This is a genomic window from Winogradskyella sp. A3E31 (genome assembly GCF_046720935.1).
Taxonomy (GTDB): Bacteria; Bacteroidota; Bacteroidia; order Flavobacteriales; family Flavobacteriaceae; genus Winogradskyella.
This window is the reverse complement of sequence record NZ_JBHNWH010000009.1, coordinates 1-14,565: the sequence shown is the minus strand read 5'-3', so window position 1 is coordinate 14,565 and position 14,565 is coordinate 1. Positions and strand designations below refer to the sequence as shown.

Sequence of the window (14,565 nt, the reverse complement as noted above, 5' to 3'; positions counted from 1 at the left end):
CTCTATTATTCAGTTTCTGTAACACCTACCAGGACGTTAACGCCACCTGTTGCAAAATTTGCTAAATCATCAACAGTTGCCTGTCCCTCTGGAGAACTCATGGTTTCTTGCATCTGTTCTACGCTATTAAAATACAACTCTGCCATACGGTAATAGTCGCCTTTTTGACCATCTGGTGTTCCGAGGAATTTTGTTAATTCTAGTTTAGCAACACCTTCCATAGTTGCCGCTAGTGGTAAATGTTTTTCATTGTAATACTTTTCGAACGTTTGAGAATCCGTTGGATGCCCATACAAAACAGTTAATTTTTGCATATTTATTAGTGTTAAATTATTTTTCTTTTAGTGCAACACAGCAGGTTGTTAGATTGTGCATTTCTAGATTGCCACCAGTTGCTCTGGCTAACTCTCCATTAGAAAACATACCAGCCATAGGCACGTTCCATACGTTTTTTATGCCTTCAAGTTCTTCGGTCATCAAAGGCCCAAGCGACATAATTCTACCTGCACAACTAAACACCACCAAGGCATCAGCTTCTGGCATTTCAGTAGCCTTTAACTGTTCAACACCTTTAATTACTTTTTCCATCACATCAAAATCTGGAGGAAGTGAAAAACGTACTTTAGATCCTTGAGGTACTGTGCCACTACAATAAAAGGAACGGTCTTCCCAATCTACCACTAAACCTGGACGCATTACCGGGTCACCTTTTTCTCTTTGTAATTGCAATGGGAAATTGGCAGCAAGTTCCAGTAATAAGTTTTCATTATCAGGTGTTACATTTACTAGTCCACCATACTTTACTGTAATATCCAATACAGGAACATTATCTACAGTATAAACATGATTTCCTTCACTTTTGGTTACTGTTTTTTCGGTTCCTACAGCGTTCCAACCACAGGTGGCAATACCCTTAATTTCAATTTTTGCTTCATCTAAAGCTAAAACGACAGTGCCTCTGTTGCTTTCTGTTCCATTAGTAAATACATATTGTTCTGAAAACGAAAAGTCGTCTCCAGCCATTCCGCCAAAAACATTTACGTGTTTTCCTATAATATCCTCAAAACCAAAGAGCAGTTGTTCTGCATCGGTTTCCATATGACTTGCAGCCATTAAAAACGCTGGCTTATCAAATTCTCTTTTTGCCTTAGAAGCTATGCTCTGTGCAATTTCACGATAGTTTTTTTCGGGATATTCTTCAAGGTAAATTTTAAAATGCTCTGTTTTAATGTCTAATAATAAAATAGCAACTGATCCTGTGTCAGAATCTTCATCAATAAACTCGCCATTGGTTGTAGAACCAAATACAGAGATTTCTTTGTCATCTAGTAAGTTTATAATTGCTTTGCGGTCTTGATTCACAGAGATAAATACAATGGCTAAAGTGGGTTTATAACCATCTAACATACTTTGCTCTAAAGCTGTTTTGATTTCAAGAGTTGAATGACCTTTTATTGATTTTGCATTCATTTATAGCATGGTTGGTTGACTTATAGGTATTTAAAACCCTGTCTTTGTTACAAAATGGCAAGTAGGAAAAGTGAGGCAATAAAAAAATCAACAATAAAATGTGTTGACCCGTACTAAAATAGTGAAAAGTTAGCGTTAAACTTTATTTAAGCATGAAATAAATTGACTGCTAGTACGATAGTGGTATATATTAGCTTTTAATGACGTCTTTATACTCTTCAAAAAAAAGCTCAAACTGGGTCATCTTTTCGTAGAAGAATTCCATCACGCTTCGCCATGTGTCTTTATTATGAATGGAAACCTTGCCTTCTAAGGGCACCATGATTCTCGAAATTTCCTTTCCATTTTCTAAATAAAACTCCTCTTCGTATAGCGCATTTGGCAAATAGTCGGAATGTAAGATGGATTTTAGAGCCTCTAACTTTTCCCAGCAGTTGATTCTGTTCTCTAAATCATCTTCTAAATCTAAAGTGACGTATGCTTTTTTAGTGTCGAAATGGAACTTAAAAGAGAGTCCTTTTATCTTGGTATTGTATAGAATCCACTTCTTAGGAAAGGACTTTCCAAAGCTTATCCAGAATTCTTCTCGTAATTGTTTGCTTTCTTCCTTGCTAAACAAAATAGGCGATAACAACACCAAGTACTATGGTGAATAATTTGGTGAGATTAAACTTGTGGCCTTCACTACTTTCAAACAAAATAATGGTAGAAATATGAAGGAATATCCCAATAACTAGTGCATTGATATAACTTAAATACGGCTTTATAAAGTTGGCGTGTTCTGCCATTAGAGTCCCGAGCGGTGTCATTACTGCGAATAAGATAATAAATAATGCAATTTTTCCTTTACTGTATTCAGTGGCTACCAAAAACGATGTAATCACTATGGCGATGGGAATTTTATGGACAACAACTCCATAAATAATATCATTAGAACTATTTATCGGAATACCTTCGAGTAAGCTATGGATGCACAAGCTAATGAACAGTACTAAAGGAAACACCTTTTTTGGGCCATGATGATGGATATGTCCGTGCTCGGCACCTTTGGACAAGGATTCTAAAAATATCTGAATGACAATCCCTGCCATAATCAGTACCCCTGTTAATTTAGCGCTTAAATTTTCATAAACTTCAGGAAGCAATTCAAAAAGGGTAATCGCCAGTAAAAAGGCACCACTAAATGCAAGTAGCAACTTTACATTGGGTTTTACTGTCTCCTTAACTGTTATAGCAAATATTGCCCCTAAAATAATGGCACATATGGGAAGTATATATAGCATTACTATTTAAAAATTAAAATCAAGCGTTCTGAATCTTCATGATGGTATTTTTTGAGTTTATAATCCCCAAAAACATCGAGTAAATATACTCCAGCTTTTTCAAAAAGTCTTTCAAAGTGTTCCAATGTTAATGCTTTAACACGCTCTTGAAATTCAAAATGCTGACCTTCAACTTCAAAACTAATGTCCTTAATAATGTACCCGTTTTCAACTTTTCGTTTTTGATGAAAGGTGATACCATCAACCACTTTGGTGTCTTGCGGCACTAAATTCTTAATAACATAATTAACATTCATAAAGTCGATGACACCAAACCCTGTGGGATTTAATTCAGATTTTATGGCTTTAATAGTCTTTAAATTGCAGTCGTCAGTTTCAAAATAGCCAAAGCTTGTAAAGAGATTAAAAACCGCATCGAACCTTTTTGGGTATGACTTGGTCATATCATGAACATCAAACTTTAAGGTTTCATTTTCAAACTGCTTGGCATATTCAATGCTTTGAGAAGACAAGTCTATACCAGTTACATTGTAGCCTAAAGAATTTAAATAAATGGAATGTCTTCCTTTACCACAAGCCAAATCTAGGATACTCCCATTGTCTGGCAAATTCAAATAATCGGTAAGTTTATCCATAAAAAGTTGCGCTTCGTCATAATCTCTATCCTTATAAAGGATATGATAAAACGGGGTGTCGAACCATGAAGCGTACCATTTAGGATTTTCTTGAGTTGGCTTTATTTCCTGCATAGATGAATATCTCATTACCGTGCTACAAAAATACTGTATTTTTGTTGCCGATTAGACGAAGTATATGGACAATAATTTCAAGATGGTTGCCAAGACCTTATTTGGTTTTGAGGATATTTTAGCAAAAGAGCTTACGCAAATGGGGGCGATGGATGTTGAAAAGGGGGTGAGGAACGTCAGCTTTGTTGGTGACAAAGGCTTTATGTATAAGGCAAACCTTGGTATACGAACAGCCATTAAAATCTTAAAGCCTATTAAGTCTTTTCGAGTTATAAAAGAATCTGATCTTTATGATGGTGTAAAAGCTATTAAATGGGAAGACTACCTTAAGCCATCTGGGTCATTGGCGGTTGATGCTACTGTGCATTCCAAAATATTTACCCATTCGCAATATACGGCACTTAAAACCAAAGACGCCATTGTAGATCGTTTTAGGGAACAATCTGGAGAACGACCAAATGTAGATTTACGTTTCCCAGATTTAAAAATCAATGTGCATATCGACAGGCAACGTTGTACCATTTCTTTAGATACCTCTGGCGAATCGTTACACAGAAGAGGCTATAAAACAGCGACTAATATTGCGCCAATTAATGAAGTCCTCGCTGCGGGCTTAATAATGATGAGTGGCTGGGATGGACAATCCGATTTTATGGATCCGATGTGCGGTAGCGGTACGATTTTAGCAGAAGCAGCAATGATTGCCTGTAATATTCCACCAAATCTAATGCGAAAGGAATTTGCTTTTGAGCGTTGGCAAGATTGGGATGTAGACTTATTTGAAACCATTGAAGAATCCTTATTAAAAAAGGCTCGAGATTTCCACTATAAAATTTTAGGCTATGACAAGTCACCATCTGCTGTGAATAAGGCTAAGGAAAATATTAAGAATGCTCACTTAAGTGATTTTATTCACATTCAGCACGAAGACTTTTTTAAAACTCAAAAAGCCGGAACCGATAAATTACACATGGTGTTTAATCCACCTTATGGCGAGCGCTTAGAAAATTTGAATGTTGAAGAATTCTATGGTAATATTGGTTCTACATTAAAGCATGGCTATGCAAATACAAACGCGTGGTTAATTACCTCTAATCTTGAAGCCTTAAAAAGTGTTGGTTTAAGACCTTCTCGAAAAATAAAGTTATTTAACGCCAAGCTTGAAGCTCGTTTTGTAAAGTATGAAATGTACGAGGGAAGTCGGAAGGCTAAGAAACAGTAGTTTAGTAGGCAGTAAGCAGTGAGCAGTATGCAGTTTACGGTCTCAGTTAGCAGTTAAAAGGAATTGTTTTAACCCTTCATAATCACTAATCTTTGCAGCTACTTTCTTCTTGTCCATTACTGCTTTAATTTGTTCAGGCAGCTCAACTTTTGTTTTAACGACGTCCTCTACAACGTCTAAAAATTTTGTCGGATGGGCAGTTTCTAAAAAGCAGACATGGGCTTTTGGATGTATCTCTAAATGGGCTTTTGCTCCAAGGTACCCAACGGCACCGTGCGGGTCAGCGATATAATCGAATTCCTCATAAATTTCTAAAATAGCTTGTCTGGTTTCGTAGTCCGTATAACTGTAAGACGATAAGTTATTCTTTAACTTTTTAAAATCATTTTTATAGATTTCCTGAATACGAATAAAATTACTCGGATTACCAACATCCATAGCATTACTTATCGTTTGGATGGATGGCTTTGGTTCATAGACCTTTGTTGCTAAATAGGTGGTAACGGTATTATTTAAGTTGTTGGCTGCAATAAAATGTTTGATTGGCAGCCCTAATTTTTGAGCCATCATCCCTGCACAAATATTACCAAAATTTCCACTAGGTATTGAAAAAACAATATCCTTGTATTTCGATTTCAATGCTTTGTAAGCAAACATAAAATAGAACAGTTGGGGTAACCAACGTGCAATATTTATGGAATTGGCTGATGTTAACTGCATTTTGCAAGTCAGCTCCTCATCAACAAAAGCTTGCTTTACCATATCTTGACAGTCATCAAAAACACCATCCACTTCTAATGCTGTAATATTTTTGCCAAGCGTAGTTAATTGTTTTTCTTGGATATCACTCACTTTTCCGCTTGGATAAAGAATAACAACATTAACACCTTTAACACCTAAAAAACCATTGGCAACTGCGCCACCTGTATCCCCAGAAGTTGCTACTAAAACGGTGACTTCTTTATTATTATCTTTATTAAAATAGCCCAAACACCTTGCCATAAATCGAGCTCCAACATCTTTAAAGGCCATAGTTGGCCCATGAAATAGCTCGAGTGTAGAAATGTTCTGATTAAGTTCCACAACAGGAAAATCAAAACAAAGTGTTTCTTCTACAATTCGCTTCAATTCATTATCAGGAATCTCAGGATGAACAAATTGTCGAATAGCTTCAAAAGCGATGTCAGTATTAGACTTTGATTCGATGGTCTCGAAAAACGATTTTGGCAGCGGACTGATTTTTTTCGGAAAGTACAAGCCTTTATCAGGAGCTAACCCTCTTATAACTGCATCTTTAAATGAGGTGCTTTTTGCTTTTTTATTGAGTGAATAATAGTCCATAAATCTTAAATCAATTTTATCCCTTCTGTATTTATTTTAGACACATGTACCTCGAAAGCGATGTCCGTATCTGAATATATAGATGTCATGGATTCAGCGACTTTTTCAGCAAAGTTTTTTCCTTTAGATAAAGCAAATACTGATGGTCCAGAACCAGAAATACCACAGCCGAGAGCACCAGAATTCAAAACCTGTTTCTTTAACTCATCAAAATGTGGGATGAGCTCTTTTCGATGGGGCTCAATGATGACATCGACTAATGCCGCTCTTAACAAGCCATAATCATCGGTATGTAAAGCGTGTACCAAACTACCAACATTCGCCCATTGGGTAATAGCGTCTTTTAAATCCACTTGCTTCGGTAAAATTGCTCTAGCTTGAGATGTTTTAATCTCAATTTGTGGATGAATGATGGTTGCAAACAAATCGGGTGGAGTAGGGAGCTCTAAAATTTGAACGGGGTTACAACTTTTTACGAGGGTAAAACCACCATAAATAGCTGGCGCTAAATTGTCGGCGTGTTCAGATTGACTCGCTAAACGTTCACCTTTAATGGCGTATTTTGTAAGTTCTGACTTAGATAAAGGTTTACCCAACAATTCGTTTATTCCAAAAACGCTTCCGGCAGCACTCGCAGAACTACTTCCAATACCACTACCAGGTTTTATGTTTTTATAAATTTCAATCTCAAAACCACAATCTGGATTTAAATCTTGATACATAGCCAATGCAGAAACACCAGCGACGTTTTTTTCAGTCTCAAATGGTAAATCGTAACCTTCAATCTTAGTTATTTTTATACCCTTTTCAGATGTTTTTCTAATGACCATTTCGTCACCAATACTGTCTAAGCAAAACCCTAAAACGTCAAAACCACAGGCGACATTGGCAACTGTTGCAGGAGAAAATATACGGACTTGGTTTTTCATTTTAATTATTGGCTAGTCTAATAATATCAGCAAAAAGTCCTGAGGCAGTAACGTCTGCACCTGCACCTGCACCTTTTATAATCATTGGTTGTTCCGGATAACGCTCGGTAAAGAACATTACTATATTATCTTTTCCTTCTAGATTATAAAAAGGGTGGCCGACTGGGACTTCTTGCAGCCCTACTTTGGCTTTTCCATCGTTCAATTCCGCAACAAATTTTAATTGACAGTTATTTTCTTTTGCTGAATTATACAACCCTCTATAGTGATCTTCATCTTTTTTCAAGGTTTCGAAAAATCCATCAACACTATCTGCATTCATAGCAGATTCTGTTAAAAAATTATCTGCTTCAATATCCGATAATTCTAGTTGGTAACCACTTTCCCTGGCAAGAATTAAAATCTTTCTGGCGACATCAATTCCGCTTAAGTCAATTCTAGGGTCTGGTTCAGTATAACCTTCGGTCTGTGCTAATTTAACAACATCGTGAAACGTTGAGGCATCATTAAAGTTATTGAATACAAAATTAAGACTACCAGAAAGCACGGCTTGAATCTTATGAACCTTATCACCACTAGTGATTAAGTGGTTAAGTGTATCGATAACAGGTAAGCCTGCTCCAACATTGGTTTCAAACAAAAAAGGAGCATTATATTTGCGGGCCAAATGCTTTAATTCATTGTAATAGTCAGATTCTGCTGAACAGGCAATTTTATTGCATGCAATGACAGAAATACTTTCATTTAAATAGTTGTTGTACATTTTTGCCACATCTTCACTTGCTGTAATATCCAGAAACACCGAGTTTCTTAAATTTAAGGCTTTAGCACCATCAAAAAAACCTTCAAGTGAAGCAGGTTGCCCAGAGTCTAATTGAGATTTCCAGTCTTTAAGAGAGATGCCATCGTCACTCAAAATCATTTTGCGGGAATTCGATAACCCAGCAATCCTGAGATTAACCTTGATATTTTCCTTTACAAATTTTTTCTGTTGCTTTATCTGTTCTATAAGTCGTTCTCCAACGTTTCCTACACCAGTTATAAATAGGTTTACTTGTTTGGTGTTATCTTCAAAAAAACGTTCGTGCAAACTATTTAATCCTTTTTTCACATCTTTTTTATTTATCACCGCTGAAATATTACGTTCAGAAGCTCCTTGAGCAATTGCTCTTATATTCACATTATTTTTACCTAAAGTGCTAAACATTTTACCGCTGATGCCTTGATGGCTTTTCATATTATCTCCCACAACAGCAATGATGGAAAGGTCAGTTTCTACAATAATTGGGTCTATTTTTTTAAGCGTTATTTCATTTTCAAAAGTAATATCCACAGACGCTTTGGCCTTAGCAGCATCTTTAATGTCTATCCCAAAACAAATTGAATGTTCGGAAGACGATTGGGTAATTAATATAATATTAATCTTTTCTTGTGCTAAAGTCTCAAATAAGCGCTTACTAAAACCAGGGATACCGACCATACCATTTCCTTGAAGTGTCAATAAAGCAATATCATTAATATGGCTAATACCCTTTACCGGATAGTTTGTTTTTAATTGATGAATATCTGTTATTAATGTGCCATTATCATCGGGATTCATTGTGTTTTTAATCCACATTGGAATTCCTTTAATGAGTACGGGCATTACCGTTGGAGGGTATAATACTTTAGCTCCAAAATGCGATAATTCGATAGCCTCTTGATAGGATAATTCGTTAATAGGAATTGCTTGTTTTACTATTTTCGGATTGGTTGTAAACATACCACTGACGTCTGTCCAAATTTGTAATTCCTTGGCATCAACTGCTGAGGCAACCAAAGCCGCTGTATAGTCAGAGCCTCCACGACCCAAAGTTGTTAACTCGCCATTTTTTGATTTTGAAACAAAGCCAGGTAGAAGGACAACATCGTGTTTATCTTCTTTAAAAAATGTTGCGATATTAGAATATGTTTTTTCTAAATCCACAATAGCATTGGTATAATTGTCATCTGTTACAATCAACTCTTGGGAGTTTTTAAGAATAGCATTAAGCCCATTTTGCTTAAAACATTCTATAACAATTATAGACGATAATTTTTCACCAAAGCTTAACAACTTATCTGATGTCTTTGGAGATAATTCATTGATTAAATAAAGTCCGTCCAGAAGACTTTTTAAATGCTCTAATTGGTTATTGAGTTTTTGGCTTACATTTTCAAAATGTTTGGCATCCAACAATTTGCTGGCAATATCAATATGCTTATTCTTTAAAGCTGTAAATGTATATTCGTAGGAGTTGTCTTTTTCAACCGCTTGGGCGGCTGTGGTTAACAAAAAATCCGTAATGCCACCAATAGCAGAAACAACAACAGCTAGTTTATCTGACTGAGATCTTTGAGAAACAATTTTTGCGACTTTATCTATGTTTTCGGCTGAACCAACTGAAGTTCCACCAAATTTTAAAACTTTCATTCTTCTAGAATTAGATGATATTTTTTAATACAATAAAATGGGGGGACGGAGGTAAATATTAAAGCACAACCACAAGGGTTGTCATAATCATAATAATGCCAAATGTTGTTCCCATAGAAAAGGAATTAATATATGTAGATATGTTTAAAATTGTCATCATTACTTTTCAAAAGTATTATTTTTAACCCAATAAAAAAATATACGAGGGCATTTTAAAACCGAACTTTCAAATTCGTACTAATGAAGATTATTTTTAGATATAAATTAGAAATAAGCCCCTTAAATTGAAAAATCCATAATAGACAAATCAACGATATGAAGCTATTTTCAAAAGAACAGATTTATGAAGGAGACCGTTTAACCACTGAGCGCCAAAACATTTCGTCAACCGAATTAATGGAGCGTGCAGGGACTGGCATTTTTAATTGGATGCATGCCCGAATGCAAGGAGCGCAAGTGCCTGTACATGTGTTTTGTGGTATTGGAAATAATGGTGGTGATGGGCTGGTTTTAGCTAGGCACCTAGTAACGCACGGTTACAATGTTATAACTTATGTTGTTAATTGTGGGGATAACAGATCCAAGGATTTTTTGGTGAACTATGATAGGATAAAGAATGTCACAAAAGATTGGCCGGCTTTATTAAAGTGTAAGGAGGACTTTCCTGAAATTCATAAAGATGATATCATTGTCGATGCAGTTTTTGGTATTGGTTTAAATCGTCCTGTAGATGATTGGATAAAGAACCTTTTTCAGCATTTTAAAGCTTCTAGAGCATTCACATTATCCATTGATATTCCATCAGGTGTATATTCAGACAAAGCAGTGGAAGATGAAAATGGAGTGGTTTATGCCAATTACACCTTGAGCTTTCAATCTCCTAAGTTGATTTTCTTTTTACCAGAAACAGCAAAATACACTATACAGTGGGAAGTCTTAGATATAGGTATAGATCGAGATTACTTGATGAACACTGAAACGGAAGTGGAGTTGATTTCTAAAAATGAGGTACTTCCTATGTATAAACCTCGAGATCGTTTTTCTCATAAAGGTCATTTTGGACATGGATTAATTATTGGCGGTAGTTATGGCAAAATGGGAGCTGTAGTTTTAGCAACAAAAAGCCTGTTGAGTGTTGGCGCAGGATTGAGTACATCTTACATTCCAAAAAGTGGCAATCTAATTTTACAGACTAGTATTCCTGAGGCAATGACTTTAACAGATGCTTCTGACGACTATATTGCGCACATTAAGTTCGATTTAGAGCCAACAGCTATTGGTATTGGAGTAGGGTTGGGGACCCATGAGAAAACTGCTGAAGCCTTCAAGCAATTTTTAAATAATAACAAAGCCCCTTTAGTCTTAGATGCTGATGCTTTAAATATTTTGTCATTAAATAAAGCACTTTTAGAATTACTTCCAAAAAATGCAATACTAACACCACACCCTAAGGAATTAGAGCGATTAATTGGAACATGGTCTGATGATTTTGACAAGCTAAAGAAAACAGAAGCGTTTTCAGAAAAATATAACATCATCATTATTATTAAAGGAGCGCATACCATCACAGTCCAAGGAAAGAAAAAGTACATCAACGTCACCGGAAACCCGGGGATGGCTACTGCAGGATCAGGGGATGTTTTAACAGGGATGATAACAGGGCTTATTTGCCAAGGATATTCAGCTATTGAGGCTGCACTTTTTGGTGTTTATCTTCATGGACGAGCAGCAGATTTAGTTCTTGAAGATTATGGCTATCAAAGCCTATTGGCAAGTCATATTATAGATGGTATTGCTGAAGCTTATATTGACCTTTTTAAACAGCCAGATAGTGCTCCTGAAAAGGAAGACGATAATGACGATGATGACTAACTAGGCTCGTGCTATATTTGAGTGCTAGAATTATTAACAATTGTTGCATAGCAATAAATCTATTGTCATTTTTGATAAAAATTTAATTAATGGTCGATTACCATACTATTTCTTCGGATCCATTGGATCTTAAAACCATTCATACTATAGTTTCAAATCATACAAAACTGAAACTATCGGAATCTACAATTGCCAAAATCGAAAAATGCAGGAATTACTTAGACAATAAACTTAAAGACAATAAAAATCCAATTTACGGTATCAATACAGGCTTTGGTGCCTTATGCAATGTAAAAATTACGGATGCTAACCTTACGAAGTTGCAAGAAAACTTGGTAATGTCTCATGCCTGTGGAATGGGAGAACGTATTCCGGACAACATCGTTAAGCTGATGCTTTTTCTAAAAATTCAGTCCTTAAGTTATGGTCATTCTGGTGTGCAGTTAGACACCGTTAAATTGCTGATCGCTTTTTACAACCATGATGTATTACCTGTGGTTTATGAATATGGGTCATTAGGAGCTTCTGGTGATTTGGCACCATTGGCGCATTTAGCGTTGCCACTATTGGGTAAAGGAGAAGTTCATTTTGAAGGAAAAATACAACCAGCATCAAATGTCTTAAGGACCTTAAACCTTAAGCCTATACAATTGCAATCTAAAGAAGGATTAGCGTTGTTGAATGGCACACAGTTTATGAGTGCCTATGGCATTCATTTATTGCTTGAAAGCTATAAACTGCTTTATTTCGCTGATTTGATTGGTAGTATCTCATTAGATGCTTTTGATGGAAGGATTGAACCTTTTAATGACTTGGTACATTTGGTAAGACCTCACAACGGGCAGATAGCTACAGCAAAAAGAGTTAAGGCTTTTTTAGAAGGCAGTGAGATTAGTACCCAAGAGAAGCAACACGTACAAGACCCGTATTCATTTCGCTGTATTCCTCAAGTACATGGAGCAACAAGGGATACTTTAAATTTTGTAGAGAAAACATTTATTACTGAAGTCAATGCCGTAACTGATAATCCAAACATTTTTGTAGAAGAAGATGAAATCATTTCTGGAGGAAACTTCCATGGACAACCTTTGGCATTGGCTCTAGACTATCTTAAAATTGCAATCTCCGAATTAGGCAATATTTCTGAGCGACGAACCTATCAGTTGGTTTCTGGGCTGAGAGGACTGCCAGCATTTCTGGTAGACGACCCGGGATTGAATTCTGGCTTTATGATTCCACAATATACAGCGGCAAGTATTGTAAGTGCCAACAAGCAGTTAGCAACTCCTGCAAGCGTCGATAGTATAGTATCTAGTAATGGCCAAGAGGATCATGTCAGTATGGGAGCCAATGCAGCTACCCAGGCAAAAAAGATTGTAGATAATAGCTTTAAAGTATTGTCTATTGAATTATTTAATGCGTCTCAAGCATTAGAATTTAGGCGGCCTTTACAATCTTCAAACTTCATAGAAGGCTTTATGGAGCACTTTAAAAAGGAAGTAAATTTTGCTAAAGAAGACCGCATTTTTCATAATGATATGCAAAAATCATTAGACTTTTTAAAGCAATTCAATTTTGATTTCGACACACTTTTATTTAATTGAGTGAATACCTTTTTTCTTCAATTTATAAGAAAGTACTTTCAACGGATAAATCTGAATTTTATCTAAAACTCCCGATTTTATTTAAATATAAGGATCAATATTATCTATATTAGAGGTATCGAATTATTATGTTCGACACTTTTTAATGGCATTGATTAATAGCAAATTGACGCCCTTATTCTACATTTTTTTAACTTCTTTATGGATGGTTTTCCTTAGCAATAAGGATGGATTGTCCCTCTAATCTATTATATAAAGAACTGCTTTTGTTGTGTTTAATTATTAATCGTTTAACACAAAAAAAGTTATGTCAACTATTACAAATTATTTGCAACCTTCTGGTTTTTCAGAAGTCTGTTGTTTAGGTATTTTGAAGAGACGATTTAAAAGTATTGCTGGTATTTTAACAGTGGTACTTTTTTTGTTTGCCACAAATACTACTTATGCGCAATGCGAAGATGGTTCTGCATGCGCGGCTAATTACGATCCTGGGGTCGGTAATGGCTATGAAACCTTTAAGGCTAAATTGTATTGTTCTAATAGTGGAGCAGTAGAAAATGGCCTTATTAACTGTACTACTGCAGCCGATACAGATGGCTGCGGGATTGATGCTTCTCAGTCTCAATCCATGGTTGCAGAAATTGATTTAAATGCACAGTTTAAGCCTGGAGTTACCTATGGTGATTTATTTAGTGGTGCATCAATACCTACTAATCAGTACGTACAATGGATAGTCTTTGCAACACCTCCTACAGTACAGGGAACAAAAATTCAGGCAGTAGGAGCTTCAGACTCATGGTTTTTATTCCATGCAGGTGCATTTACTAATAACCAAGCCAAGGAAACAGCCGACATACCTTTCTACGGAACTGTCATGGATGCTTTGACGGATCCTGCTCTAAATACATCATTCGGAGCAAGTGATTTAGTCGATGCGAGTGACCGTAATCAATATCAGGCATGGACTAATGACGATGCAGTTATCGGTTCAGATATTTATAATGTTTACTATATAGCATTAAGTTATAACAGACCAACAAATGGGTCATTGAACTTTAAGGTTAAGGAATGCGAGATTGGTTGTGAACCAGCCGCAACGTGTAACATTTCAAATCTAGATTTAATTTGTGAAGATGATTTTCCTGCAGCATTAACTAATCCTAATGATGTATTTAGTATCAGTGAAGATTGCGGTAATACTCCCGTATTATCGAGCTCAGATTCAAGTGTATCAACAAATGGGGATGTTCGCTCTATTGTCAGAACATATTCCTTAACAATAAATGGGTCAGTAGTTATTAGCTGCCCACAAACAATTACAATAACAGACACTGAGTTGGACATAACAGGATCAGTCACTAATGTGGACTGTAACGGAAATTCAACAGGTGCAATTGACATAACAATAAATAACGGATCAGGAATATACACTTACGATTGGAGTAATGGTGAAATGACCGAAGATATAAGTGGTCTAACTGCTGGAAATTATTCAGTTACAGTTACTGATGAAAATGGTTGTACAGGAACTTATGAAACTACAATTACTGAACCAGCAGATATAGTATTAACGGTTAACTCTACAGATGTTACCTGTAATGGTGCAGCTGATGGAACAATCACAGCAAGTGCTACTGGCGGTG

12 protein-coding genes are annotated in these 14,565 nt (G+C 36.1%); 4 read left to right on the top strand and 8 right to left on the bottom strand.

Annotated elements, in window-relative coordinates; translation table 11 throughout:
• Positions 1-5 precede the first annotated feature (5 nt).
• The 5 genes from ACFEMA_RS11965 to ACFEMA_RS11945 form a co-directional block, all read right to left on the bottom strand.
• On the bottom strand, positions 6-314 hold the full coding sequence (locus tag ACFEMA_RS11965) for an EthD family reductase (protein ID WP_411768444.1): 309 nt from the start codon (positions 312-314) through the stop codon (positions 6-8).
• Between the two features lie 16 nt (positions 315-330).
• The gene (locus ACFEMA_RS11960) at positions 331-1,470 is read right to left on the bottom strand and encodes an FIST signal transduction protein (protein ID WP_411768443.1); all 1,140 of its coding nucleotides are present in this window, start codon (positions 1,468-1,470) and stop codon (positions 331-333) included.
• A 190-nt stretch (positions 1,471-1,660) separates the two neighbouring features.
• On the bottom strand, positions 1,661-2,089 hold the full coding sequence (locus ACFEMA_RS11955) for a DUF4268 domain-containing protein (RefSeq protein ID WP_411768442.1): 429 nt from the start codon (positions 2,087-2,089) through the stop codon (positions 1,661-1,663).
• Complete coding sequence (locus tag ACFEMA_RS11950; RefSeq protein ID WP_411768441.1) at positions 2,082-2,753, bottom strand: ZIP family metal transporter; 672 nt, start codon at positions 2,751-2,753, stop codon at positions 2,082-2,084. The genes ACFEMA_RS11955 and ACFEMA_RS11950 overlap by 8 nt, the downstream gene beginning before the upstream one ends.
• Positions 2,754-2,755: 2 nt before the next feature.
• Positions 2,756-3,502 carry a class I SAM-dependent methyltransferase gene (locus tag ACFEMA_RS11945; RefSeq protein ID WP_411768440.1) on the bottom strand — a complete coding sequence of 249 codons (747 nt, stop codon included), beginning with the start codon at positions 3,500-3,502 and terminating at the stop codon, positions 2,756-2,758.
• Between the two features lie 64 nt (positions 3,503-3,566).
• Between ACFEMA_RS11945 and ACFEMA_RS11940 the strand changes: the two genes are divergently transcribed.
• The gene (locus ACFEMA_RS11940) at positions 3,567-4,724 is read left to right on the top strand and encodes a THUMP domain-containing class I SAM-dependent RNA methyltransferase (RefSeq protein WP_411768439.1); all 1,158 of its coding nucleotides are present in this window, start codon (positions 3,567-3,569) and stop codon (positions 4,722-4,724) included.
• A gap of 42 nt (positions 4,725-4,766) precedes the next feature.
• Here ACFEMA_RS11940 and thrC read toward each other — a convergent pair whose 3' ends face one another.
• The 3 genes from thrC to thrA are packed head-to-tail and all read right to left on the bottom strand — an operon-like array spanning position 4,767 to position 9,446.
• Positions 4,767-6,065 carry a threonine synthase gene (thrC, locus tag ACFEMA_RS11935; protein ID WP_411768438.1) on the bottom strand — a complete coding sequence of 433 codons (1,299 nt, stop codon included), beginning with the start codon at positions 6,063-6,065 and terminating at the stop codon, positions 4,767-4,769.
• Positions 6,066-6,070: 5 nt separating this feature from the next.
• Positions 6,071-6,994, bottom strand: coding sequence for a homoserine kinase (locus tag ACFEMA_RS11930; protein ID WP_411768437.1), 924 nt, complete (start codon positions 6,992-6,994; stop codon positions 6,071-6,073).
• A 1-nt stretch (position 6,995) separates the two neighbouring features.
• Entirely contained in the window at positions 6,996-9,446 is a 2,451-nt protein-coding gene (thrA, locus tag ACFEMA_RS11925) for a bifunctional aspartate kinase/homoserine dehydrogenase I (protein ID WP_411768436.1), read from the bottom strand.
• 315 nt (positions 9,447-9,761) lie between these two features.
• On the opposite strand from thrA, the gene ACFEMA_RS11920 reads away from it, so the two are divergent.
• From ACFEMA_RS11920 to ACFEMA_RS11910, 3 genes are all read left to right on the top strand, one after another.
• Complete coding sequence (locus ACFEMA_RS11920) at positions 9,762-11,318, top strand: NAD(P)H-hydrate dehydratase (RefSeq protein WP_411768435.1); 1,557 nt, start codon at positions 9,762-9,764, stop codon at positions 11,316-11,318.
• Between the two features lie 89 nt (positions 11,319-11,407).
• The gene (hutH, locus tag ACFEMA_RS11915) at positions 11,408-12,922 is read left to right on the top strand and encodes a histidine ammonia-lyase (protein ID WP_411768434.1); all 1,515 of its coding nucleotides are present in this window, start codon (positions 11,408-11,410) and stop codon (positions 12,920-12,922) included.
• Between the two features lie 307 nt (positions 12,923-13,229).
• A partial coding sequence (locus tag ACFEMA_RS11910; protein WP_411768433.1) for a SprB repeat-containing protein occupies positions 13,230-14,565 on the top strand: 1,336 nt, incomplete at its 3' end.

Excerpts from the sequence above, each read along its gene's own strand:
- thrC (WP_411768438.1), bottom strand. The coding sequence starts at position 6,065 with ATGGACTATTATTCACTCAATAAAAAAGCAAAAAGCACCTCATTTAAA.
- ACFEMA_RS11965 (WP_411768444.1), bottom strand. The coding sequence starts at position 314 with ATGCAAAAATTAACTGTTTTGTATGGGCATCCAACGGATTCTCAAACG.
- ACFEMA_RS11950 (WP_411768441.1), bottom strand. The coding sequence starts at position 2,753 with ATGCTATATATACTTCCCATATGTGCCATTATTTTAGGGGCAATATTT.
- ACFEMA_RS11945 (WP_411768440.1), bottom strand. The coding sequence starts at position 3,502 with ATGCAGGAAATAAAGCCAACTCAAGAAAATCCTAAATGGTACGCTTCA.
- thrA (WP_411768436.1), bottom strand. The coding sequence starts at position 9,446 with ATGAAAGTTTTAAAATTTGGTGGAACTTCAGTTGGTTCAGCCGAAAAC.
- ACFEMA_RS11930 (WP_411768437.1), bottom strand. The coding sequence starts at position 6,994 with ATGAAAAACCAAGTCCGTATATTTTCTCCTGCAACAGTTGCCAATGTC.
- hutH (WP_411768434.1), top strand. The coding sequence starts at position 11,408 with ATGGTCGATTACCATACTATTTCTTCGGATCCATTGGATCTTAAAACC.
- ACFEMA_RS11960 (WP_411768443.1), bottom strand. The coding sequence starts at position 1,470 with ATGAATGCAAAATCAATAAAAGGTCATTCAACTCTTGAAATCAAAACA.
- ACFEMA_RS11940 (WP_411768439.1), top strand. The coding sequence starts at position 3,567 with ATGGACAATAATTTCAAGATGGTTGCCAAGACCTTATTTGGTTTTGAG.
- ACFEMA_RS11920 (WP_411768435.1), top strand. The coding sequence starts at position 9,762 with ATGAAGCTATTTTCAAAAGAACAGATTTATGAAGGAGACCGTTTAACC.